Origin of the sequence: uncultured Endozoicomonas sp., from assembly GCF_947495845.1 — a bacterium.
Taxonomy (GTDB): domain Bacteria; phylum Pseudomonadota; class Gammaproteobacteria; order Pseudomonadales; family Endozoicomonadaceae; genus Endozoicomonas.
In genome coordinates, this window is the sequence record NZ_CANMAO010000022.1 from 1 (window position 1) to 23,245 (window position 23,245).

The following is a 23,245-nucleotide window of genomic DNA, read 5'->3' on the forward strand; positions in this document are numbered from 1 at the left end:
GAGGCAACATGTCCGATAAACGTCAATTCTGGTTCCAGCATATTGAACAGTGGGAACAATCTGGACTTTCTCAAACCGAATACGCTCGTCAACAAGGGCTGTCCATAAAGTCATTTGGTTATTACCGTCGACGCTACAACAGTAAGCAGTCTTTGCCTGTGAGTCCCGCTGTTTCTTTGTTGCCCGTCAATGTGGCAACCGACAAATCAGTAGAGCAATCAGTAGCGCAATCGGTAAAGACCCGCGGTTCCGGCATTACCCTGATAAGTTCCAGTGGCTTTCGCATTGAGCTTTCTTCCGATTTTGATCCTGTGGCTTTACAGTCCGTTCTCAACATTCTGGAGGCCGCATGATCGGCGATGCGACGTCTCTTAACGTCTATCTGGCACCGGGTGTCACTGACATGCGCAAGTCCATCGATGGTCTTGCCTTGATTGTTAGTGAAGTGCTGGAACTTGATCCGTTTTCAGAGAGTTTGTTTGTATTCTGCAACCGTGGACGGAACAAACTCAAAATTCTGCACTGGCAAACCAATGGCTTCTGGCTCTATTACCGCCGCCTTGAGAAAGGTCGATTCAAATGGCCTGCCGCTGATTCATCATACGACGCTGTGAGCATTACCCGCAGGGAGCTGAACTGGTTACTGGATGGATTACCTCTTCATCAGAAAAGCGCCCATCGTCCGATGCTTTACCAAGCGGTGGCCTGATCATCATTGCCATAATCTGGCTCAATAAAATGGTGATGAAGTTCTGCGATAATAACGGGCATGAATACTGTGACCGTAACTACCCAGACCCTTGAAGACCTTCAGCTGAAAGTGACCCAGCTTGAAGCGAAACTGGCGTGGTACGAAGAACAGTTCCGGCTGAGCAAGCATCAGCAATTCGGCGCATCCAGTGAGCGTTTCGAAGGCCAGGGCGTTCTGTTTAATGAAGCCGAGACTCTGGTGGAAGAAGCTGCGGATGAACCAGAAGTTCAGCAAGTGCCCGCGCACGAACGCAAGAAGCCCGTCAGGAAAACGCTGTCTGACGAATTACCACGGGACGTGGTAGAAGTTGATATCCCTGACGAAGAAAAACAGTGCGACTGCTGCGGAGGCGAACTCAAGGCGTTTGGTCATGAAAGCAGCTGTAAGCTGGATATCGTGCCTGCGCAGGTTAAGGTACTGGAAATCCGTCGTTTGAAATACGCCTGTGCCTGTGAATCGGGCGTTAAGACAGCGCCAGTCCCCAAAATGCCGATTCCAAAAAGTATTTCGACACCGGGACTGCTGGCCTGGATCATTACCAGCAAATACTGCGATGCTCTGCCGCTGTATCGTCAGGAATTCATTCTCAAGCGCATGGGGGCTGAGATTTCCCGTACGACCATGGCTGAATGGATGATCCGTGCATCCAATCTGCTTCTGCCTCTGTATGAAGCTCTGTGTCGCCACCTGGTCCGGCAACCTTATATACAGGCTGACGAAACCACCCTGCAGGTGCTCAAGGAGAAAGACCGACACCCGCAGAGCAAATCCTACATGTGGCTGTACCGAACGGGTGAACAGCTCGAATCGCCTATTGTGTTATACGACTATCAGACAGGGCGCGACCATCAATGCCCGCTGGCCTTTCTGGAAGGATTCAAAGGCTTCCTGCAGTGCGATGGACACTCGGCTTATAAAACCCTGAGCAGCAAGCAACCAGACATTGAATTGGTAGGCTGCATGGCTCACGCACGCCGAAAGTTCAAAGAAGCGCTGGATGCTCATCCAAAAAAGAAAGGCGACAGCGGCCAGAAAATCAGTCGTCCGGCTCAAGCACTCAACATGATCCGGCAACTCTACGCTATCGAGCGTCGGATCAAGTACAAAACGACAGAAGAACGGTATCAGGTTCGCCAGACCGAGAGCCGTCCTATTATGGACAAGTTCCGACGATGGCTGGAAAAGCAGAAACCGAGAATCCTGCCAGAAAGCAAACTGGGCAAAGCCATCACCTATGCCCTGAACCAGTGGCCGTATCTGTCGCGTTACCTAGGAGCCTGACCGAGAATAGGTTGCCCTACTGTGGTGGCAGTAAATTGATCTAAAAACTCTGTTTTGTTCAGCAAATAGCACCACTATTCACTTCACAAAACAGAGTTTTTATCCTCAATTTTCTACCATCCTCGCTACGGGCGCTATTCTCGGTCAGTCTCCTAGACAGTGGTCTGGTGGAAATGGATAACAATGCTGCCGAGCGCGCCATCAAACCTTTCGTCATAGGCCGAAAGAACTGGATGTTTGCAAATTCAGTGAACGGAGCCAACGCCAGTGCGGTACTGTACAGTCTGATAGAAACCGCCAAGGCCAACGGGCTGGAGCCCTATGCCTGGTTTCGCTATGCATTGACCAGGTTGCCGCAACTGGAAAAAGGAACTTGCGTCGAGCACCTGTTGCCAATCAGCCTTGCACCAGATGACATTAAGGTAGTGGATTACTTCCAGTAGTGGAAGGTGCTGTTGCCCGGTCGTTTACCAAGCTACTTTCTCAACAGCAAGTCATGCAGTTGACTTACAGTGTCGCAAGGTTCATCAAAACTACCTGAAAGACAGCTTTTTCTTTTTGGGCTTTCTTTGCTGAAGGTGGCAGAGAAACAGGGCTTGATCTTAAGCCACATCGCTTGCCGCCGACTATCTGGCATGGTCCCAATCTTTCTTTATCCCTGGATTTACTCAGGGAGTGAGGTCTTTCAGGAACGTTATCCATGGATGGAAGCAATCGGTCTGGTTTAATTGTGCATGGCCAGCGTAATACGCCACTGCATCAAGGCGGCAGTGTACAGAATGAGAAGTCATCCAAGAGCTGGAAAGGTCGATTTGCTTCGGTGCTTAAGTCCTGCGTTCGCTTGATACCTCGAATGGTAAAGAGTATTGGAAAGCAAATAGCATCCCGAAAAATCACCCGGCATGAACCCTCCTTATCGGTTAAGGCTGCTACATCGACTGTTGCTAATAAAACGCTTCAAACACCAAAGATGCATGGGGTTTCCCACCAACAGAAAAACAGCCTTACTGTTGAAGACCATATTGCGGCCATGCACGGGAAGAGGTGCAGCATTCAATCGACACCGACAGCCGAGGTCGCTCCAGAATCATCAATCTTTAAGGATGAGGGTTGTGAAGATATTGAAGAAGATAACCCTTTAGGGATTAGGCCTGGCAATAGGCCAAGCCCGGAAATGATGCATGATTTACTGAGTTCGGGGGCATTCGAAACCAAGAAGGGTATTGATGGACTCCGTAAAACGCTCGACACATTAAATGATGATGATGCCTTCTCACTGCTGGGATCTAAAAATAGTAAAGGGGAGTCCATCTTATTTGCAGCGTTGGTTGGAAATAAAGGCAATACCGCCCAATTGGTTATTGATCTTATATTGCAAAGTCATGCAACAAAGGCAGAGAAACTCGAACTGTTGTCTGCCAGAAATTCAGAAGGTGCTCCCGCGTTGTTTGTTGCATTAGACGCTGGTTGTTTAGACAGTGTTGATGCATTTGTCGATGGCATCCTGAACAGCTCTTTAACACGAGGTTCAAAGCACAATCTGCTTGCTGCCAAATACAATGATGAAGGGCCGTCAGGGTTGTTTGTTGCCATGCTAAATGAACAGGTGGATTGTGTTCAACAGTATATGCAGCGGGTTTTGGCTAGCCCTGCTCTCACGGAAGGCGCAAAGCAGTCTCTATTTTCTGCTCAAAGCCGTGGAGGAACGCCTGGCCTTAATCGCGCCTTGCGGGATGGTAATGATGAAGTTGTTGACCTTTATATAAAGCAAATACTGGGCAGCCCGTTGAGCAATGATGCGAAAGTGTTACTGCTGAAGTCGGAGAATGAAGCGGCGGATTCAGGGCTGTTTTGGGCGATGGCTAAGGGCAATGAAAAAGTGACTCAGTGCTTCGTTGAAAGGGTATTGAAGGATGATGCTCTCACTGACGAAGATAAAGGTAAACTGTTGTCTGCAGAAAGTGGCGATGGTACTTCCGGGTTGTATCATGCGATGAATCAGCATCATAGTGGTGTCGCTAAGCTTTTCACTGAATGCATTCGTAGCAGTGATCTTGATGAAGATATTCAAGATGATCTTTTGCAGGCGTCGTCTAGTGAATTTTTGGACGTCGATTCATTCCCTAATGAACAGTCAGCAAAGAATGTCTCATTGATTGCGCAGAAACTTGAGCAACTCCAAAGTGAGCGCCGTGAGTATGAGCAAAATACATTGTTTAACGACGATGCTGGAAGTATTGATTCAGGTTTTGTGGATGATGAAGAGAATGAAAGTGAACCCAAAATTCTGAGCTATATGTCACGGGGGAGGCGAAGAAACTTAAATGGTAAAGCGGTTCGTGAAGACAGTGGCGAGAAAATATGGTGCAGGCACCTGGCGCTAGCCTTTGCCAGAGGTGTATTTGGAACCAAAGAAAGTAATAAATATTATGACATTAATACACTGGATAAAATAGCCAGGCACTCTGGAATTCCAAATGATGCAAAGTATCTTTCATCGTTTGAACATAGGCAGCCCAAAGAAGGTTATTATTTTGATACTCAGCGTTTAGGTGAATCGATAAAGAAAGCATTGATAAATAATCAAGAGGATTCAGAAAAAGCTCGATACGTATTGGTGAGCAATAGCCATGCAATGGGCTTAGGGGTGAAGCGCTACCCTGATCGCCCCGAGATTAAACTATCTTTTTATGATCCTAACGACACGTTACGTGTTCAGCATCTTATTGTTCCGTCGTTAGAAGCTTTGGGTAATGTTTCTCTCAATGATTTACTTGATGATAGATCTATTGATATTTATTTTGAGGAAGATGGTTTTTCTGGGGCACTATTAGCACCGTTTGCAGGCAAAGAGTCTGAGAATGCTATTGCTTATGTAGATACCAAATTCACGCCGGGATTACTGAATAATCTACTCAGCTTTGGACATCTTGGTATTGGAAATATTGCCGAAAGGTTAAAAGACCACATCAACCACCTTGATAGAAAAGGGGCCATAGCACTGCTCTCGGCAAGTATTTCACCAGATGAACGTGGTCTTGGAAAAGCATGTGAACATGGTCATTGCTTAAGTGTTCGATCCTATTTGGATGTGGTTCTGGCAAGTAGCCTTTCATTTGCGGATAAACAGCAAGTGTTAGGTAATCAGTTTTTACGAGACGCTATGGAGCGATGGGGTGCAGACGTAACCAGAGCATTAACTGAAGGTATACTTGAAAGCAATCTGAGTGTAGGTGAAAAAATTGACTTGTTAGAGGCAAAGAATGTAACGAATACACCAAGTTTATTTTCTGGTTTAAGGCATGGTAAAGAAGAACCTATTGGGGTCTACATTCGCGTGATTCTGGAGAGCAATCTCCCCATAAATGCAAAAGAGAGGTTGGTAGCGGGGAATGGATCCACTAAGTCAGGGCTGTATGCAGCGTTTAGAGATGATAACCCCGAGAGTATAAACGCCTACACAAACGCCATATTGAGCAGCAAACAGTTGGATGGTAAGGCCGTCATCAGATTACTGACGCCAAGAGCGTTTGAAAAAGAGTCCGGCCTAGTTTTGGCAATACAGCAAGATAACATAGATAGTGTCGATGCCTTTGTACGACAGGTACTCGGCAGTGAGCGGAGCCAGCATACGAAAGAACGGCTGCTATCGATCACTGATCACCTGCAAGACGATCAGAGCCTCTATAGCTCTCCAGCATACCGTCGTTACAGCTCTGCAATAGAGAGCAGCGAGTTGAAAGAAAGCAGAAAGCAGCGGCTATTGGAGTAAAAGTAATGACTAAAGGCGAAACACTCCGGCCGGATCATGCCTGCTCAGTGCTGGCATGACTAAAGCGTTGCCGTGTGACCAGCCCCCATTTATCATCTTGGTATTGATCCTCCTTATAGTCACCTGACGTGTAATCATTGATAACGTCCCGCCAAAATTTGACAGCATTATCAGCTCCTGCAACTTGTTTAATTTCCCAGCTGCTACCCAGTTCTCTGAAAATACTGGAGATAAATCGTTTGCCGACCTTGTTCTTTCTGAAATAGGGAACGACATAAAAATCACATACTTCGAAGGTGTCTGGAGACTTTCTCTCGATGGCGGTCAATGCGGCAGGTATAAAGCAGGTAACCCATAAAATTGCCTTCGATTTTTGGGTCTACTGAGAACAGGCCGTTTTGATCAGGCTTGTCTTGAATGATTTTTGAAAACTCTGCGCCGTATACCTGCACCAGATTCATATGCACTGGCATATTGTTGCGATCAACGGTGACTATTTTCATGGGAGCACGGATTGGTAGACTTAAGGATAGAAGAAAGTTTAGGCCACCTACAAATATCTACCGGTTGATTGAATTCCCTCCTATGTTGTTTTGAATGTTGTCAGATTGATGCGGCTAACTACTTATGGTTGGGTATTTATAACAACAAGTTAGATAATAGAAAAAACGCAGTATTACGAGGCCACAAAATGGAAAAAATAAAACTCTCCAAACAAGATAAAGACCTGCTGATCAGTAAAATCAAAGAGTACTTTGATACTGAGTTAGAGCAGGAGATTGGTGGCTTTGAGGCAGAGTTTCTGATCGATTTTTTTGCCAGAGAGATCGGCCCACATTTTTATAATCAGGGGCTGACGGATGCTCATACGCTGTTTTTGGAAAAAACAGAAGAGATGGGATATCTGATGCAGGAGCTGGAAAAGCCTACCCGGTGAAAGAGCTGCCAATAATGGTGTAGAACTTTATGATGAAATGTGATCTTTTTGTCCTTATTAATAATGTGTGAATGCAATCTGTAGATAGAAAGCGTCGGGCGATATGAAGAGATTGTTGAGGAATATTTATACGAGAGTTGTCAGTCGATGCAGGTAATCTGCACCGACTGGCCAAGCGGTTAGGTCTTAAATAACCTTATTTTAAAGCACAATTACATAGCCGCCGCAAAGATGGCAGTAATTTCTTCAGCCGTTGCCTGTTTAGGGTTTGTGAAACCGCAAGCATCTTTCAGGGCATTTTCGGTCAGGGTTGGGAAGTCTTCTTCTTTGACGCCCAGTACTGTAAGACCTGCAGGGATTTCAATTCGTGCAGACAGTGCCTTGATCAGTTCTATGGCTTTCGCAGCACCTTCTTCCGCACTCATGTCAGTCACATCAGCACCCAGTGCTTTGGCAACATCGGTCAGGCGCTCTGGGCAAACCTGTGCGTTGTAGCTTTGTACGTGTGGCAGCAGAACCGCGTTGCAGACACCGTGTGGCAGGTCGTAGAAACCACCCAGCTGGTGTGCCATGGCGTGTACATAACCGAGGCTGGCGTTGTTGAATGCCATGCCGGCCAGAAGCTGGGCGTAAGCCATGGCTTCACGGGCTTCCATGTTCTCACCGTCGTTTACTGCGTTTTCCAGATGATCACGAATCAATTCGATGGCTTTGATGGCGCAGCAGTCAGTCACGGGTGTAGCGATGGTGGAAACGTAAGCTTCAACCGCGTGGGTCAGTGCATCCATACCCGTAGCGGCAGTCAGAGACTTGGGCATGCCAGTCATCAGAGCAGGGTCGTTTACTGACATCAGTGGTGTGGTGTTTTTATCCACGATAGCCATTTTCACATGACGGACTTCATCAGTGATGATGCAGAAACGAGTGATTTCAGACGCTGTGCCTGCCGTTGTGTTGATGGCAACCAGAGGGAACTGTGGTTTGGCAGAAACGTCGACACCTTCGTAGTCACGAATATGACCACCATTAGAAGCGACCAGCGCAATACCTTTAGCGCAATCGTGAGGAGAGCCACCCCCCAGAGAAATGACGAAGTCACAGTCGTTTTCCTGCAGCAGAGCCAGGCCAGCTTCAACGTTGCCGCAAGTAGGGTTTGGTTGAGTACCGTCAAAGACGACAGAGGTTATGCCATCAGCACCCAGTTTTTCGACAACAGCACCAACCATGCCAACGTCGTTCAGCACTTTGTCGGTGACGATCAGTGCTTTTTTAAAGCCCAGCCCAGCGATATCGCTGATGGATGCTTCAAGGCAGCCACTGCCCATTTGGTTAACAGCAGGCATGAAGAATTTCATTGCAGTCATGGTTAAGTCCTTTCGTCAGAAAATGGTGTCACGTTCAAAAACGAGCATTAAAAAGACACAAACATACTAGATGCCATCGGGAATATTCATTTTGATTTGAGTCAATGGATGGCGAAACTGAGGTGAGTATACAAAGTGTACTGTTAACGGGTAGCAGTAGTTTAGGTGGCTGTGTAACGGTTTTCGCGCTGGTTATTAAACAAGTCCCCGGTAGTCTTTCCATCATGGCAATAATACGATGTCAGATAATGGTTAATTACTACGAAAGTGCAAAAGAGAGGTTTACAAATGTGATTCAGTCGACATAATTGGGATTTAATAATGACTGTCGTTTATTGCATTTATAGGCGGCCTTCTTACTCTCAGTTGATCTCTGTATCCGATCTTGATTGTACCGATGTTAACAATAGAAAATCTTCAGGACATGGACTGGAAGCGCTTTGAAAGGCTGTGCCAGCAGTACTTTCAGTGCCAGGGGTATGAAACCCGGTTGACCAATGCCCGTGATGGCGGCGTGGATATCGTGCTGGAAAAAGCGTTGTCCGATGAGAAAAAACAACGGGTTTACGTCAACTGCAATATTTGGCCACAGCCGAGAGCGGGTATGAAAAATGTACAGTCCCTGTTCAAGGCTATGGACACGGACGATGTACTTTTTGGTATGATTTTATCCGTCAACGGTTTCTCTGCGGGTGCTAAAGCCTATGCCCATGGCAGAAATATCCGGCTGATTTCGGAAGCGCAGTTTTTACCACTACTGGCGCAGCTGTCGGAAGATGATCAGGAGCGATTGGCGCAGGACGCGTTAGAGGAGAATTACTCAATACCGACGTGCCCTGCCTGCGGTTTGAAAATGGTTTTTAAAGCCGCATCTAAAGGAATAGTCACAGGGGGATCGTTCTGGCGATGTCAGAGCTTTCCCTGCTGTGAGGAAAAAGTTCGAATAAAGGGACGTATTGTGAAGGAAGGAACCACTGCTTCGGCTGGTTTTCCGGAAGGCAGCATGGAGCTGCAGGAAAGCACCGTTGATCTTGATGCGGCATCATCTGTTCCAAATAGGCGGAGTTCAATACTGGCAGGTGCTTTGTTTTGCGTGCTAGTGGCAGGGCTTGCTGTTAAGGGTGGTTTTGTTGGCTTGGATTGGCTGAATAAACCGGAAGCGCAGCCTGTGGTTATAGCACCGCCAAAGCCGCCGGTTAAGAAAGACGTCATTGTTCAAGCATCAAGTGTTCAAATATCAAGTGCTCAACCCTCTGTTGCTCAAATCAAAAAAATAGACACTGTTGACCCTGCTCCCATCCTTCCAGAAGATGAACAGCTTGAAGCAGCCGTTAGTGTGGCTCTTACATCAGAACCTGCGTTAGAGAGAAACGCTTCTGAAGACGATGGGTTTGTCTGGGAGAAATTGACCAATCATCCAGCGGATCAGGCTGCAGCAAAAGTAAAAGGTCAGGCCTGGACTAAGTGGTACGAAGCCGAAGCCCCTTGGGGATGTGGTGAGTGGCGCTCCGGGGAGCATATGGTGGAGTGCGTCAATCATCGTAAAAAAGCACGGTTGCGCTTTGAAAAACTTTGGGCCGAAGGAAGATTCACCGGTTCAAGAGGCTGATGGCATATTACAGATACACCCTTGTATACCTTATTCCCCTAGGTGTGAACGCCAATAAGACGTTATTTTGCTTCGAGTAAAACTGCAATGGAGTCTCATATAGGAAGAGACTGCAGTTTGCATTCCCCTCAATTTTCTACGATATTTTGAGTCAGAAGATTTGCTAGGGTCTGTTGACGTTTCGTTGCGAGGCTCAGTGACTCAGAAAAACGTCAACCGCGCGAAAGGCTTGTGAAGTGCGTAGTCATTCTACGCCGAGCAAGCCTGACAAAGCGGGGGCGTTTTTCTGAGTCACCCGAAGGGCGGATCAGGGTGCCCCTATGTCGTTGTTCCAGCACCTTGAAAGGCAATGAGCATTCCTGCGGCACTGCGCCTAGCCATAGGAGCGCCCAGATCCGCTGAGCACGTAACGAAACGTCAACAGACCCTAATGTTTTGATCAAAAATAAGAGGAAATTCCCGAAACGGTGTCAGTTACCGTACTAATCGTTATAATCGCGATTCTAAATAGATCTTCATGTGCAGTAGTGTGGCTATTCGGTCTAACCGGTATGCCGCTGATTTATTATTAGAAGAAAGGTCTTTCCTGCTATGATCGTTATCCGCCCTATTCAAGAAAAAGACCGTGAGGCGCTCTGGAAAATTGCCAACCAGACAGGCAACGGCTTTACCTCTTTGCAACCTAATCGTCCCATGGTGGACGGTAAACTGGATTGGGCCGTAGGCTCATTTTCTCTGGCGCCTGAAAGGAAAAGTCTTGATGATGCTGACAGAAATCAGGAGAACTCACTTTACCTGTTTGTGATGGAAGATACCGACACGGGCGAGGTGGTGGGTACCGCTGGCATCGAATCGGCCGTGGGTCTTGATGCGCCTTGGTATAACTATAAAGTAAATAAGCAGGTTCATGCGTCTCAACAGCTGGATGTTTACACCATGGTTGAGACCTTGATGCTCTGCAGTGATCATACGGGTCTTTCTGAACTGTGTACTCTGTTTTTAAGGCCAGACTATCGTCACTCAAAGAATGGTGCCTTCCTCTCCAAATGCCGGTTGATGTTTATTGCTAATTTTCCAGAGCTATTCTCAAGTGATCTTTTTGCAGAAATGCGCGGGTATAGTGATGAAGATGAAGTATCCCCGGTATGGGAAGCGTTAGGTCGACATTTCTTTGCTGTTGATTTTGTGGAAGCCGATCGCCAGACATCGGTGGACAAAGCCTTTATTGCCGAATTAATGCCCCGCCACCCGATCTATACCAACCTGCTTCCGGATGAAGCCCGTGAAGCCATTGGCGTTACCCACGAAAGCACGACACCAGCAAGACGTCTGCTCGAGTCTGAAGGTTTTCACTATACTAACTATGTGGATATTTTTGATGGCGGCCCGTTGTTGGATGCAAGGGTGAAGGATATTCGGACGATTGCTGACTCCAGAGAATACAAAGTCGCCATTGTCGAAAACAATATAACCGATCAGCGTCGTTGGTTGATGGCTAACAAAGAGCTAACAGACTTCCGTTGCATAATGGGCAGCCTGTCGTTCCAAGGCTTGGATGCTGTCAACATAACGCCAGATCAGGCAGATGTGCTCAACGTTAAAGAGGGTGACCTGTTAAGGGCTGTTCCTTTATCAAAAGATTCATAAATTGATTCATTAACCCCTATTGTAAGAAGTAAAAGAAACAGGGTCATACAATGTCAAACAAGCGTGAAGAAAATTGTCTGTTTATTAACGGAGAGTGGGTAAAGGCAGAAGGAAAGCCCTTTTCATCCCTGAACCCCGGCACTGGTGATGCGGTATGGCAAGGTAGCAGTGCCAGTATCTCCCAAGTGGATCAGGCCATCAGCGCTGCCCGTGAAGCAGCAGAAAGCTGGGCTTTTAAACCGTTTTCAGAACGAGAAATCGTTATTAAAGAATTTGCCCGCCTTCTGGAAGAAAACAAAGAAGACATGGCGACGATGATCGCCCGTGAAACCGGTAAGCCGCTTTGGGAAGCCAAAACAGAAGCGGGTGCTATGGTGGGTAAAATTGCCATTTCCATCAAGGCTTATCATGAGCGCACAGGTACGGTTGAAAACCCGATGCCTGTCGGGAAGGCCGTGATTCGGCATAAGCCTCATGGTGTTGTCGCGGTATTTGGGCCTTACAACTTCCCCGGACACTTACCGAATGGTCATATTGTGCCTGCGCTTCTGGCGGGCAACACGGTTGTATTTAAACCCAGCGAACTGACACCGGGCGTTGCCGGGTTAACCATTGAACTATGGGAACAGGCTGGCATCCCAAACGGTGTTATCAACCTTGTTCAGGGGGAAAAAGACACCGGCATTGCTCTGGCAGGCCATCCGGGCATTGACGGGCTCTTCTTCACCGGTAGCTCAAATACTGGCAAGCTGATTCACCAGCAATATGGTGGACAGCCCGGTAAGATTCTTGCCCTCGAAATGGGTGGAAATAACCCGCTGATTGTGACTGAGATGTCCGATCTGCGTGCTGCTGTTCACGACACCATTCAATCGGCTTTTATCACGGCAGGCCAACGATGCACATGTGCTCGTCGTTTGTTTGTGCCTTCCACTGAGTGGGGTGATCAGTTTGTTGCTGCACTGACAACGGCCACTGGCAAAATCAAAGTGGGTCAGTGGGATGATGAAGATGCACCGTTTATGGGGGCATTGATTTCTGAGCAGGCTGCAAAACAGATTGTTGCGGCACAGGAAAGTCTGGTTGCTCAAGGTGGTACAAGCCTTATTCCTGTGAATCATCTTCAAGAAGGCACTGGTCTGGTATCTCCAGGCATTATTGATGTTTCTGCCATTGAGAATCTGCCGGATGAAGAATATTTCGGGCCTTTATTACAGCTGATTCGATATGACCGTTTTGATGATGCCATTGCGATAGCAAACAATACCCGCTTTGGTCTTTCGGCCGGTTTATTCAGTGAATCGGAAGACGACTACCAACGTTTTCTACAACGTATCCGTGCGGGTATCGTGAATTGGAACCGGCCTATTACCGGCGCCAGCAGTGCAGCGCCTTTTGGTGGCCCGGGTGACAGTGGAAACCACCGCCCCAGTGCTTATTTTGCTGCGGACTATTGTGCGTTTCCGGTGGCCAGTGTGGAGTCTGAATCCTTGATCATGCCGGAGAAGCTATCACCGGGATTGGATCTTTAACTACCTTGATACTTAACCATAGTGTTGGCTTCGGTTAACGCTGTGGGTGCAGCTTTTGACAAGATAAAAAGAAGTAAAGTGATGACAGTAGAAGCCAATTTTGACGGTCTTGTAGGGCCAACCCACAATTACGCTGGATTGTCCCGTGGCAATAAGGCCTCTATTAATCATGGTGGCAGTGCTGCCAACCCTAAGCAGGCGGCGTTGCAAGGCCTGGAGAAAATGCGGGCGTTGAGCCAGCTGGGTTTTGTTCAGGGCATTCTGGCGCCTCAGGAAAGGCCTGACGTCAACATGCTGCGCAGGCTAGGTTTTGCTGGCAGTGATGCCCGTGTGATAGAAGACGCTGCTCGTCAAATGCCTGCGGTACTGGCTGCCTGCAGCTCGGCCTCAAGCATGTGGACGGCTAATGCGGCAACGGTCTCTCCCAGTGCGGATACCGCCGATGGCAAAGTGCATTTCACTCCGGCCAACTTGATCAATAAGTTTCATCGTTCAATTGAGCATGATGTCACTGGCAGAATCCTTCAGGCAACATTTAACCATTCTGAGCACTTTGTTCATCATCCTGCATTGCCATCCACCGACTATTTTGGTGACGAAGGTGCGGCAAACCATACCCGTTTCTGTCAGGACTATGGGGATCAGGGAGTAGAGTTCTTTGTTTATGGTAAAGAAGCTTTTAATCCTGATGCACTGATTCCACAGAAATACCCTGCGAGACAAAGCCTTGAGGCCAGTCAGTCTGTTGTTCGTTTGCATCAGTTGAACCCGAACAAAGTGGTTTATGCACAGCAGAACCCGGATGTGATTGATCAGGGCGTTTTCCATAATGATGTGATCGCAGTGGGTAATCGAAATCTGCTGTTCTGTCATGAACAGGCTTTTTTGAATCAGGCTGCGGTGTATCAGTCGCTACAACAGGCATACGGTTCAACGCCTTTTCACATTGTTGAAGTGCCTGACGGGAAAGTACCGGTTTCCGATGCGGTAAAAAGCTATCTATTTAACAGTCAGCTATTGTCGTTAGAGGATGGTAGAACCCTGATAGTGGTGCCTTCTGAATGTCAAAAAACGCCTGCAGTGTGGAGTTATCTTCAGGAACAGGTTGCTGACAGTACAAGCCCCATCGACGAAGTAAGAGTTTTTGATTTACGACAGAGTATGAATAATGGCGGCGGCCCGGCCTGTCTGCGTTTACGGGTGGTTCTCACAGAACAAGAACAGCTGGCAACGAACCAGAACTGCCTGATTAACGATGGCTCTTTCAATAAACTCAGTGACTGGGTGAACAAGCATTATCGTGATCGATTAACGGAGCAGGATTTGGCGGATTCGGCATTGGTGAATGAATCGAGAGCGGCTTTAGATGAACTAACGGAGATTCTGAACCTGGGTTCTGTGTATCCGTTTCAGAGATAAGAATAGTCCGGGCAGCAATGCATAATGCATGTTGCCCGGGCTATTCTTTACTTCAAACCAAACATCTTTTGATCTTCACTGATCCTGTGCGAGATAGCAGGGTGCTGAAATACTCTTTCAACATAAGCGGCCAGTGTCGGATATAACGTGCTATCAACGTGAACGCCGGCATGGGCAAGGTTAATGAAATGGGTTATCAGGGCAATGTCTGCCAGCTGAAGGTCTGCGCCGAAGAGGAAGTCAGCATCAGGAAGCAATGTTTCAAGATAGTTGAAAATTGGCGGTAATTTTTTTTCAAGATGATCCTGCACTTTGCTCTCATCGGCAGGCTGGTTGATCATTTTTTTAGCAACGCGCTCAAAGAAAATAGAGCCAAGGGCTGGCAGCATGATCGTATCTGCGTACTCTTCGATCCATCGAGCCTTTGCTTTATCGGCAGCACCTGGTGGGTAAAGCGAGTGGTCTGGGTAGCGGTCTTCCAGATACTCACAGATCACTGTGGAATCTGCCAGTGTGACGTCTTGATCCTGCCAGGCTGGAATTTTTCCTAAAGGGCTGATGTTTAAAAAATCATCCGGCTTATTGAATGGCGTAACAGGCACGATTTCATAGTTAATGCCTTTAAGTTCAAGGCTGACCAGAACCTTGCGCGCCATGGGAGAGACAGGCACGCCATAGAGCTTGCTCATTTTTATAATCCTTGTTGTTACATTTGACGATGACTATCGTACCTTAATAGCAATCATTTCAGCGAACCGTATTGTGGGAAAAAAACTAGAAAATTTTGTCGCTGCTGAGTTCCTTCGGGAGTGCTGGCAGAAAAAACCAACGGTGATTCGTCAGGGGATTTCCAACTTTGTCTCGCCCATTTCAGCGGATGAGCTGGCGGGGTTGTCACTGGAAGATGAGGTGGAATCCCGCCTCATTATTGAGCATGGAGATACGCCCTGGACCTTGCGTCACGGGCCCTTTGATGAAGAGGTGTTCTCAACATTGCCAGAATCTCACTGGACAATGCTGGTTCAATCTGTGGAACACTGGGTGCCTGAAGTGAATGCGTTGTTGGAGTATTTCCAGTTTCTGCCTCGATGGCGGCTGGAAGATATTATGATTAGCTATGCAGTTGATGGCGGTAATGTGGGGCCACATTATGACAACTTTGACGTTTTTCTGATTCAGGCGGAAGGTAAACGACGCTGGCAGGTTGGTCCGGTTTATGATGACTCGGCACCGGTGGTTGCTGATACGCCATTGCATATTCTGTCAGAGTTTTCTTCCGAGGCTGAATATGTGATGGGGCCGGGTGATATTCTCTATTTACCGCCGGGGTTTGGTCATCATGGTGTAGCGGAAGGAGAATGTATGACTATCTCTATAGGCTTTCGTGCGCCAAGCCATCGTGAAATTCTAATGGGCTTTACCGATTATGTGTCAGATCAACTGGGCGAAAGTTTGAGGTATTCGGATCCGGATCAGAGGGTTTTATCGAATACAGGCTTGATTGATGAACACTCGATACAACGGGTTCAGGATGTGCTGCAGCAATACATCAATGACAAAGCCCTGGTTGCGCAGTGGTTTGGTGCTTTTATGACTGAGCCAAAACATCAGCAGGAACAGGCTGATGATATTACTGATTGGTCGCTTATTCTGGAAGAGTTGGAAGGTGCGGATCTAATGGTCAGTGAAGGCTCACGACTGGCTTTTTATAAAGGGAATTGTTGTTATGCTTTTGTTGATGGTGAAAAGTATGATTTGCCGCTGAATGCTTTGGAATGGGTAGAAGTGCTATGTAAGAAGGGTGCACTATTGGCCGCAGAATGGTCTTGTATTGAGGATCAGAGAACGCAGCAATGGCTCTTGGAGTTAGTACAAAAAGGGGGATTGTATTTTGATTGAGGCGCAGGCCTCAATCACTCTTCATCCTTATCAACAGCATCAAAAAAATCACCTGCAACTCTCAACATATATCGATCATCTTTGATGAGAATACCTTCACTTTTACCGTCAGAGAGAGGGATATCAAAATCTGTCATTAACTGAGAAGCAATGCAATCGGTCAAACTTTTAAGATCAAATAGATCATGAGAATTAAGCGGCTGTGATAGAGCCAGTGCTTTTATCAGCCCATCATAATTCCGATGGTTGAATACTGGTGTTGTAAAACAGTGAGTAAATATTGCTTCGGCCAGAGTTTTATTAGAGTGCTTATTGAGTGCTTGAATCACTTTTTTGCCTAACGTGCTATTCACCGGTGCTTCTTCTTTAAGCAGTATATTGAATTTCTTTATCCCATTTATGATGGCTGTCTTTGTTTCCTCAGGTGCATTCATATCCTCGTTGATGGTATTTAACATATTTGAGAAGTATTGAGCGCCATAGGTATTGTCAAGCGGCTTTTCATTCGCCATGGGGTATGCATAGAACGCACGAAAAAAATCCACATCATCACTACATACTTCTCGATTACTTAATTCTTCATGGTCAGACGTGGGTGTTTCAGTAAAATACAGTTCTTTTAATTTTAGAGTGCGGCGCTTTTGTATCAGTTCTTCAAGTGATGGCAGCTTTTCAAGAGTGTTGCGCTGGAGGCTAGCCTTAGCGGCTTTTATCTCATTGAACTCTTGGTTGCGTAATAACTGTGGAAATATATCCGCGACCTCATCATATTGTTTGCTGCTTTCAAAGAACTGCCACAGTTGCTCATTTTCAAAGAACTGAATTTGCTGCTCATTAAGGTCTAGTAGTTGGGTTGCCTCTGTTTTCTGCTGATTGATAACGGGCTGTTTTGAGTTAGCAGTAACTGCTGGTACTGGTGCTGTTGGTGATTTAGGGGGAAGGGGCGCTTTTTCTGTTTCAGGTGTTTTTAGTGGTGTTGGTACTTTAGGTGGTTTTGGTATTCTTGGGGTTTCTGATTCTTCATTAAGCTTTCTTTGTGTCTTTTGAAAATGCTTTGCAATCTCATCATTAACTAGTTTTTTTCTCTGATTGTTAGCTTTGATGTCCTCAGGCTTAAGACCATCGCCCGCTGCAGCTTGGCTGAACTTCTCGATTCTAGTTGCAATTAAAGCCGCTTCCTCTGGCGTTTTGCCCTTTGGTAATTCTGGTTGGTCATTTTGGCTTAATATAGTTTGGTTTGTAGTATCCAGCGCTGGCTGAATATCAGGCCAGAGATCAATCCCGCGAATGCTGATATGTAATGTAGGGTTTTGAACACTTTTCAGTTTTTCTCTAACCTGTTGTTGATGCTCTTCACTGAGCTCTGAAATGTTTGCTTGAACTTCATGCTCAAGGGTTTCTATATTCTGGCGTGAGTTTTGATTGTCTGATTGATCCAGCTCTACCAGTGGCAACATGCCTTTTGCCAATTGCAGCGAAACCTCCACCAGTTCTCTCAGCTGATCAGTCGACAGTGCTTTTAGCTGATCGCCTGCTGGAATCAACTGTACTTTTCCATAGGGCGCTATATCAATGGCTATCTTCAGGCTCGAGATGTCTTTTATAAGTGGGTTCAATTTTTTGATAAACGATGTTAGTGCTTTATCAGGCTTCTTTTTCCACAAACTGTTGTCATGTAATAACGCTTCTAGAATATCACTGGTACGCTGAACAGAGTTTTTCTTAACCAGTTTTTTGTAGCTCTGAGCCAATGTTCCGTCTTCTTTGAGAATTTCCTGAATCTTGGAGATCGCTTCAGGAGATGATTGTTTTTGGATTGGGTTATTATCCGCTGATTCTTGTTCAACAGACTTTACATCCCTTTGGTTGTCCTGGGTATGCTCTGGAGCCGGTGGGCTTGGGATCTGATTTTTCGGGTTGACAGGAGTGACTGCTTTTCCTTGTTTTTGCCCTGCTTGTATAGGGTCTTTTGGAAGTGAGGGCTCCAGATTTTTGGTGGGAATGCTTTTATCTACGCGCGTGCCTGCCATGTTAAATCCCTTTCAATTCATCTCATTAATACTTGTTTTAATGATAGTTAACCCTCGATTAATAACGGGATATTGTTAATGAACGCCGTATGAGCAGAGTATTAGAGAGTGTATTTTGACAGGGTGTGCATGGGTAGAAAATTGGACATTGGTTGGAAAAATCGATTGATTTGGTTTAACTCTATGATTTTATTGATTTTTCCGGTATTAAGCCTAAGCGATCAAGCATAAAAAAACCGACGCTAAAATGCGTCGGTTTTTTGTAGATTCTATGACGAATGCTCATCATAAAGGGCTTGGCTGGTAGATATCAGAAAACAGCTACCAGCCGGAAGGCATTACATCATGCCGCCCATACCACCCATTCCGCCCATGCCGCCCATATCAGGCATAGCAGGTGCATCTTCTTGTGGCTCATCAGCAACCATAGCCGCAGTGGTGATCATCAGACCAGCAACAGAAGCCGCCGCCTGCAGAGCAGAACGGGTTACTTTGGCTGGGTCCAGGATACCCATTTCGATCATGTCGCCGTATTCGCCAGTCGCTGCGTTGTAACCGAAGTTACCGGAGCCGGCTTTCACCTTATCAACTACCACGGAAGCTTCGTCACCGGAGTTGTTGGCGATTTGACGGATCGGGCCTTCCAGAGCGCGGAGGATCAGATCAACACCCGCCTGTTGCTCAACATTGATCGCGTCAACGTTGATCGCAGTCAGAGCACGAACCAGGGCAACACCACCACCGGCAACCACACCTTCTTCAACCGCAGCACGGGTAGCGTGCAGGGCGTCTTCAACGCGGGCTTTCTTCTCTTTCATTTCTACTTCAGAAGCAGCGCCAACCTTAACAACCGCAACACCGCCAGCCAGCTTGGCTACGCGCTCTTGCAGTTTTTCTTTGTCGTAGTCGGAAGAAGAGTTCTCGATCTCAGCACGGATCTGCTCAACACGAGCAACGATGTCAGCTTGTACGCCAGCACCATCAACGATAACGGTTTCTTCTTTAGTAATCTGTACGCGCTTGGCAGTACCCAGGTCGTCCAGAGTCGTTGTTTCCAGAGACAGGCCAACTTCTTCAGAGATAACGGTAGCGCCAGTCAGGATAGCGATGTCCTGCAGCATGGCTTTGCGACGGTCGCCAAAGCCTGGCGCTTTAACGGCAGTTACCTTAACGATACCGCGCATGTTGTTCACAACCAGAGTCGCCAGGGCTTCGCCTTCAACGTCTTCAGCAATGATCAGCAGAGGCTTGCCGGCTTTGGCAACGGCTTCCAGAGCTGGCAGCAGCTCGCGGATGTTGGAGATTTTCTTGTCAACCAGCAGGATGAATGGGCTTTCCAGATCCGCAGACATTCTTTCCTGATTGTTGATGAAGTATGGAGACAGGTAACCACGGTCGAACTGCATGCCTTCTACAACTTCCAGTTCGTTTTCCAGACCGCTGCCTTCTTCAACAGTGATAACGCCTTCTTTGCCTACTTTTTCCATGGCTTCAGCGATGATCTGACCAACCACTTCGTCGGAGTTTGCAGAGATAGTACCTACCTGAGCGATGGACTTGCTGTCGGTGCAAGGTGTGGACATGTTCTTCAGTTCAGTAACAACTGCAGCAACTGCTTTGTCGATACCGCGCTTCAGGTCCATTGGGTTCATGCCAGCGGCAACGTACTTCAGACCTTCGTTCAGGATGGACTGAGCCAGTACAGTCGCGGTAGTGGTACCGTCACCTGCTTGATCGTTAGCCTGGGAAGCCACTTCTTTAACCAGCTGGGCGCCCATGTTCTGGAACTTGTCTTTCAGTTCGATTTCCTTGGCTACGGAAACACCATCTTTAGTGATGGTTGGCGCGCCGAAGGATTTTTCCAGCAGAACGTTACGACCTTTAGGGCCGAGGGTCGCTTTTACTGCGTCAGCAAGAATGTTGACGCCTTTGAGCATTTCTTTGCGAGCTTCGTCGCCGAATTTTACTTGTTTAGCTGCCATGATCGGTAATCCTAATAACTATTAATCTGCAATCTGATACGACGGTTGCCGGGAGTTTCAGCTTTCCAGAATGGCGTACAGGTCGCTTTCAGACAGAATGATCAGCTCTTCACCGTCAATCTTCACGGTGTTGGAATCTGCGTACTTACCGAAGATAACTTTGTCTTCTACCTTGACGCCTACTGGACGTACTTCGCCGTTGTCCAGGTATACGCCATCGCCAACTGCAACTACAACGCCCTGATTAGGCTTTTCAGTTGCAGAACCTGGCAGAACGATACCGCCAGCAGAGGTAGTTTCTTCTTCGACACGACGAACGACCACGCGATCACGCAACGGACGGATTTTCATCGATTATTTCTCCAACAGTTTGCTTGGTTTATTCCGCTTCGAGGTAGAAAGGTACTGTTCAGATAAGCCCAGACCTGCCAATCAGCGAAGCTTTATCAGGTGTTCACTTAGTATGGGTACATACTTGCGTTTTCAAGAGCCGGAAGAAAAAAAAATGATTTTTTTGCTCGATATACCTGATGGCACAAAAGAATAGACCGGGAAACAAGAAGAATGTTCACCAGTCAGGGAAATTTGATCAGTAAACATAAGTAGTTAACCACCTGAAAACATATTTTCTGACTCATTGGTCAGGCTCTCTGACTGCGTTGCAACTCTGGTCACATAGCTCGCTATGCTCCCGCCGTTGCGCCTTGCAGAGAACCTGGTCAACAAGCCAGAAATATTCGATTCCAAATGGCCAACTACTTAGTGATTATTTACTGCTTAGGCCTCTGATCATCAGACTCTCGGGTGAAGTCGCCATCAATCGTGTGACTAATGTGTGTTTGCGTATGGAACCCATCGGACTCCCGTCGATATTCCGCTTCGTAGATATTGCTTTGCTGGGCTTTCATACCGATTTTCCGGAACCAGCTTTTGATCATCCACCTTCTCAGCGGTGGTATCAGCATCAGGATGCCGGCAAAATCTGTGATAAAGCCGGGGATAATCATCAGCAGGCCACCCACCGCAATAAACAGGCTTTCCAGCATTTCCACCGCAGGCGATTCGCCAGCGGCCAGCTTTTGACGAGTCTTCAGCGCATTGCTGAACCCCTGGCTGCGAATGATATTGATGCCGACAAACGCAGAGATAATCACCAGTGCAACGGCATTCCATGCCCCGATGACACTGCCCACTTTGATAAGGACGACCATTTCCAGAATGGGCAGCAGAATAAACGATAAAAACAGGAAGCGCATTAGAGGCTCCATTTATTAGGTGAGCTTCCTATATAGAGGCGGTGTCGTGTTATTTCAAGACTTGGGTTGATGAGTTTGGCTTTTGTCTCGGTCAACCGGGTAGCCTTGATTTATATACACTATAAAGATAGTCAGGCGGCCTTCGCCATCGCTACCATCTGTTGACGCACTTCCATTGGTGTAGAGGCGTTTTCCGGGAATTGAATACGAATCACCTTTTTACCCAGCAAAATATGCATGCCTTCTGCATCCACGCCAGCCATTTTAGGTGATACGCCTTCCGGAATCACAACATTAGCAGCCAGACAATATTTCACCATGGCATCCACATGGTCTTCGTTCATGTGATCGATCATGCCTTTGCCCGCCTCGCCGAAAAATGGGTTTTCCTGGCAGAGTAGTTCGTTTTTAACCCAGAAGATTTTACCAAATCCACCAATAAAGCGTGCTTTCACCAGATTGATTCGATAAAAATCAAAGTTGTGCGTGTTGCTGTAGTTTCTGGCTTGAGGGAAGAAGTTAAAGTAGTGCTCGGCTATCTCTTCACTGTCTTCTATTTTCTGTGCATCGCCCATCCAGGTTAGACGACCAGCGGTGTGTACATCATCGGTATCCGTTTCGCTGACGATCAAAGAAACCCGAGGGTTCTCTTCAATGTTCCTGGTGTGCTGAGCAATGGTGCTGATCTGGATAATGGGGCAGCCATTGGCATCCAGACAATAAGGCATAACAGAACCGAATGGATAGCCAGGCACATCTTTAGAATGGGTTGAAAGTATGCCGTGGTACTCGCCCGTCAATAATTTTCTGGCTTCAAAAGCGGCAGTTTCTTTCGTATCCATTTAGGCGGAATCCTCTGCAATTTTATAGATTATATGTGTGGCTGAGATTATATGGGAATGAGATTAATTATCAATAGCATATAAAGTGGTTGTGTTTTTACATCGGCCGTTTCAGGATGGCGGAGTACTGAAAAACAAATAATAGAAAGAAGTGCAGTTATGGATCTGAACAATAAAAACATCCTGATTACCGGTGGCGCCAGAGGTTTGGGGCTGGCAATGGCAAGCTGGTTTGCTGAACGTGGTGCCAATCTTGGTTTGATCGATCTGGAATCACCAGAACTTTCTCAAGCGGTGGAAATCTGTCGTGCAAAAGGTGCGAAGGCGTTTGCCTATGTTGCCAATGTTTCAGAAGAAGAGCAGGTTGTGAGTGCGGTAAAAAAAGCGACCAGTGAACTTGGGCCTTTGAATGGCTTGGTGAACAATGCCGGCATTTTGCGAGATGGGCTTTTGCTGAAAGTAAAAGATGGCAAGATCGAAAAACTCCCTCTGGAAAAATGGCAGTCGGTCATCAATGTGAATCTTACCGGTGTTTTTCTCTGTGGCCGGGAAGTCGCTGCCAGTATGGTTGAGAGCGGCTCTCAGGGGGTGATTGTGAATATCGCCAGCATCGCGCGGGAAGGTAATTACGGGCAAAGCAATTATTCCTCTGCAAAAGCGGGCGTTTCTGCCATGACCGTGACCTGGTCTAAAGAGCTGGCAAAATACGGCATCCGTTGTGCAGCAGTGGCACCCGGTGTAATTGAAACGGAAATGACAGGTGGCATGAAGCCAGAAGCCAAAGCCAGACTCTGCTCAGGGATTCCTGTTGGCCGGATGGGAACTCCGGACGAAATTGCAGAAACGGTAGGGTTTATTTTCGAAAATGATTATTACAATGGCAGAACTCTGGAGCTGGATGGTGGGTTAAAGTTGTAAAGGACG

At 47.1% G+C, this 23,245-nt stretch carries 19 protein-coding genes and 1 pseudogene; 12 read left to right on the plus strand and 8 right to left on the minus strand.

Annotation, left to right across the window (positions count from 1 at the left end):
- The 5 genes and pseudogenes from Q1B11_RS14075 to Q1B11_RS14095 form a co-directional block, all read left to right on the plus strand.
- Positions 1-353: hypothetical protein (locus Q1B11_RS14075; RefSeq protein ID WP_299733777.1), on the plus strand; the 353-nt coding region annotated here is incomplete at its 5' end.
- Positions 350-709: an IS66 family insertion sequence element accessory protein TnpB gene (gene tnpB / locus Q1B11_RS14080; RefSeq protein WP_299733779.1), complete on the plus strand. Its 360-nt coding sequence runs from the start codon at positions 350-352 to the stop codon at positions 707-709. The genes Q1B11_RS14075 and tnpB, both read left to right, overlap by 4 nt.
- 69 nt (positions 710-778) lie before the next feature.
- A complete protein-coding gene (locus tag Q1B11_RS14085; RefSeq protein ID WP_299733781.1) occupies positions 779-2,032 on the plus strand; it encodes an IS66 family transposase in 1,254 nt (417 codons plus the stop codon).
- 152 nt (positions 2,033-2,184) lie between these two features.
- Positions 2,185-2,475, plus strand: a pseudogene (locus tag Q1B11_RS14090) (transposase domain-containing protein); the annotation flags it as partial.
- A 257-nt stretch (positions 2,476-2,732) separates the two neighbouring features.
- Positions 2,733-5,804 carry a ShET2/EspL2 family type III secretion system effector toxin gene (locus Q1B11_RS14095; protein WP_299733783.1) on the plus strand — a complete coding sequence of 1,024 codons (3,072 nt, stop codon included), beginning with the start codon at positions 2,733-2,735 and terminating at the stop codon, positions 5,802-5,804.
- A 281-nt stretch (positions 5,805-6,085) separates the two neighbouring features.
- Here the strand turns inward: Q1B11_RS14095 and Q1B11_RS14100 are convergent, their stop codons facing one another.
- Positions 6,086-6,307 (minus strand): hypothetical protein, encoded by a 222-nt coding sequence (locus Q1B11_RS14100; protein ID WP_299733785.1) that lies wholly within the window; start codon positions 6,305-6,307, stop codon positions 6,086-6,088.
- Between the two features lie 188 nt (positions 6,308-6,495).
- Between Q1B11_RS14100 and Q1B11_RS14105 the strand changes: the two genes are divergently transcribed.
- Positions 6,496-6,741 carry a DUF2164 domain-containing protein gene (locus Q1B11_RS14105; protein ID WP_299733787.1) on the plus strand — a complete coding sequence of 82 codons (246 nt, stop codon included), beginning with the start codon at positions 6,496-6,498 and terminating at the stop codon, positions 6,739-6,741.
- A 212-nt stretch (positions 6,742-6,953) separates the two neighbouring features.
- Here Q1B11_RS14105 and yiaY read toward each other — a convergent pair whose 3' ends face one another.
- The gene (gene yiaY, locus Q1B11_RS14110) at positions 6,954-8,105 is read right to left on the minus strand and encodes an L-threonine dehydrogenase (protein WP_299733789.1); all 1,152 of its coding nucleotides are present in this window, start codon (positions 8,103-8,105) and stop codon (positions 6,954-6,956) included.
- A 397-nt stretch (positions 8,106-8,502) separates the two neighbouring features.
- Between yiaY and Q1B11_RS14115 the strand changes: the two genes are divergently transcribed.
- The 4 genes from Q1B11_RS14115 (at position 8,503) to astB (ending at position 14,312) form a co-directional block, all read left to right on the plus strand.
- Positions 8,503-9,714 (plus strand): restriction endonuclease, encoded by a 1,212-nt coding sequence (locus Q1B11_RS14115; protein WP_299733790.1) that lies wholly within the window; start codon positions 8,503-8,505, stop codon positions 9,712-9,714.
- A gap of 591 nt (positions 9,715-10,305) precedes the next feature.
- On the plus strand, positions 10,306-11,361 hold the full coding sequence (gene astA / locus Q1B11_RS14120; protein WP_299733792.1) for an arginine N-succinyltransferase: 1,056 nt from the start codon (positions 10,306-10,308) through the stop codon (positions 11,359-11,361).
- A 50-nt stretch (positions 11,362-11,411) separates the two neighbouring features.
- Positions 11,412-12,893, plus strand: a complete 1,482-nt coding sequence (gene astD / locus Q1B11_RS14125; protein WP_299733794.1) for a succinylglutamate-semialdehyde dehydrogenase — start codon at positions 11,412-11,414, stop codon at positions 12,891-12,893.
- A gap of 78 nt (positions 12,894-12,971) precedes the next feature.
- The gene (gene astB / locus Q1B11_RS14130; RefSeq protein WP_299733796.1) at positions 12,972-14,312 is read left to right on the plus strand and encodes an N-succinylarginine dihydrolase; all 1,341 of its coding nucleotides are present in this window, start codon (positions 12,972-12,974) and stop codon (positions 14,310-14,312) included.
- Positions 14,313-14,359: 47 nt separating this feature from the next.
- Here astB and Q1B11_RS14135 read toward each other — a convergent pair whose 3' ends face one another.
- Positions 14,360-15,001 (minus strand): glutathione S-transferase family protein, encoded by a 642-nt coding sequence (locus tag Q1B11_RS14135; RefSeq protein WP_299733798.1) that lies wholly within the window; start codon positions 14,999-15,001, stop codon positions 14,360-14,362.
- A 73-nt stretch (positions 15,002-15,074) separates the two neighbouring features.
- Between Q1B11_RS14135 and Q1B11_RS14140 the strand changes: the two genes are divergently transcribed.
- Positions 15,075-16,211 (plus strand): cupin domain-containing protein, encoded by a 1,137-nt coding sequence (locus Q1B11_RS14140; RefSeq protein ID WP_299733800.1) that lies wholly within the window; start codon positions 15,075-15,077, stop codon positions 16,209-16,211.
- Positions 16,212-16,225: 14 nt separating this feature from the next.
- Here Q1B11_RS14140 and Q1B11_RS14145 read toward each other — a convergent pair whose 3' ends face one another.
- The 5 genes from Q1B11_RS14145 to Q1B11_RS14165 all read right to left on the minus strand — a co-directional run bounded on the left by Q1B11_RS14145 (position 16,226) and on the right by Q1B11_RS14165 (position 22,321).
- The gene (locus Q1B11_RS14145) at positions 16,226-18,241 is read right to left on the minus strand and encodes a hypothetical protein (RefSeq protein ID WP_299733802.1); all 2,016 of its coding nucleotides are present in this window, start codon (positions 18,239-18,241) and stop codon (positions 16,226-16,228) included.
- 338 nt (positions 18,242-18,579) lie between these two features.
- The gene (gene groL / locus Q1B11_RS14150; RefSeq protein WP_067514952.1) at positions 18,580-20,223 is read right to left on the minus strand and encodes a chaperonin GroEL; all 1,644 of its coding nucleotides are present in this window, start codon (positions 20,221-20,223) and stop codon (positions 18,580-18,582) included.
- Between the two features lie 57 nt (positions 20,224-20,280).
- Complete coding sequence (locus Q1B11_RS14155; RefSeq protein ID WP_067514951.1) at positions 20,281-20,574, minus strand: co-chaperone GroES; 294 nt, start codon at positions 20,572-20,574, stop codon at positions 20,281-20,283.
- A 419-nt stretch (positions 20,575-20,993) separates the two neighbouring features.
- Complete coding sequence (locus Q1B11_RS14160) at positions 20,994-21,479, minus strand: FxsA family protein (protein ID WP_299733808.1); 486 nt, start codon at positions 21,477-21,479, stop codon at positions 20,994-20,996.
- Positions 21,480-21,610: 131 nt separating this feature from the next.
- Complete coding sequence (locus Q1B11_RS14165) at positions 21,611-22,321, minus strand: DUF2470 domain-containing protein (RefSeq protein WP_299733810.1); 711 nt, start codon at positions 22,319-22,321, stop codon at positions 21,611-21,613.
- Between the two features lie 159 nt (positions 22,322-22,480).
- Here Q1B11_RS14165 and Q1B11_RS14170 point away from each other — a divergent pair, with 159 nt between their 5' ends.
- The gene (locus Q1B11_RS14170) at positions 22,481-23,239 is read left to right on the plus strand and encodes an SDR family oxidoreductase (RefSeq protein ID WP_299733812.1); all 759 of its coding nucleotides are present in this window, start codon (positions 22,481-22,483) and stop codon (positions 23,237-23,239) included.
- Positions 23,240-23,245: the final 6 nt, after the last annotated feature.

Coding starts and splice junctions, on each gene's coding strand:
- Q1B11_RS14135 (WP_299733798.1), bottom strand. CDS start 15,001: ATGAGCAAGCTCTATGGCGTGCCTGTCTCTCCCATGGCGCGCAAGGTT.
- Q1B11_RS14105 (WP_299733787.1), top strand. CDS start 6,496: ATGGAAAAAATAAAACTCTCCAAACAAGATAAAGACCTGCTGATCAGT.
- yiaY (WP_299733789.1), bottom strand. CDS start 8,105: ATGACTGCAATGAAATTCTTCATGCCTGCTGTTAACCAAATGGGCAGT.
- Q1B11_RS14145 (WP_299733802.1), bottom strand. CDS start 18,241: ATGGCAGGCACGCGCGTAGATAAAAGCATTCCCACCAAAAATCTGGAG.
- Q1B11_RS14170 (WP_299733812.1), top strand. CDS start 22,481: ATGGATCTGAACAATAAAAACATCCTGATTACCGGTGGCGCCAGAGGT.
- Q1B11_RS14160 (WP_299733808.1), bottom strand. CDS start 21,479: ATGCGCTTCCTGTTTTTATCGTTTATTCTGCTGCCCATTCTGGAAATG.
- Q1B11_RS14155 (WP_067514951.1), bottom strand. CDS start 20,574: ATGAAAATCCGTCCGTTGCGTGATCGCGTGGTCGTTCGTCGTGTCGAA.
- groL (WP_067514952.1), bottom strand. CDS start 20,223: ATGGCAGCTAAACAAGTAAAATTCGGCGACGAAGCTCGCAAAGAAATG.
- Q1B11_RS14115 (WP_299733790.1), top strand. CDS start 8,503: ATGTTAACAATAGAAAATCTTCAGGACATGGACTGGAAGCGCTTTGAA.
- Q1B11_RS14100 (WP_299733785.1), bottom strand. CDS start 6,307: ATGAAAATAGTCACCGTTGATCGCAACAATATGCCAGTGCATATGAAT.
- Q1B11_RS14165 (WP_299733810.1), bottom strand. CDS start 22,321: ATGGATACGAAAGAAACTGCCGCTTTTGAAGCCAGAAAATTATTGACG.
- Q1B11_RS14095 (WP_299733783.1), top strand. CDS start 2,733: ATGGATGGAAGCAATCGGTCTGGTTTAATTGTGCATGGCCAGCGTAAT.
- astA (WP_299733792.1), top strand. CDS start 10,306: ATGATCGTTATCCGCCCTATTCAAGAAAAAGACCGTGAGGCGCTCTGG.
- astD (WP_299733794.1), top strand. CDS start 11,412: ATGTCAAACAAGCGTGAAGAAAATTGTCTGTTTATTAACGGAGAGTGG.
- tnpB (WP_299733779.1), top strand. CDS start 350: ATGATCGGCGATGCGACGTCTCTTAACGTCTATCTGGCACCGGGTGTC.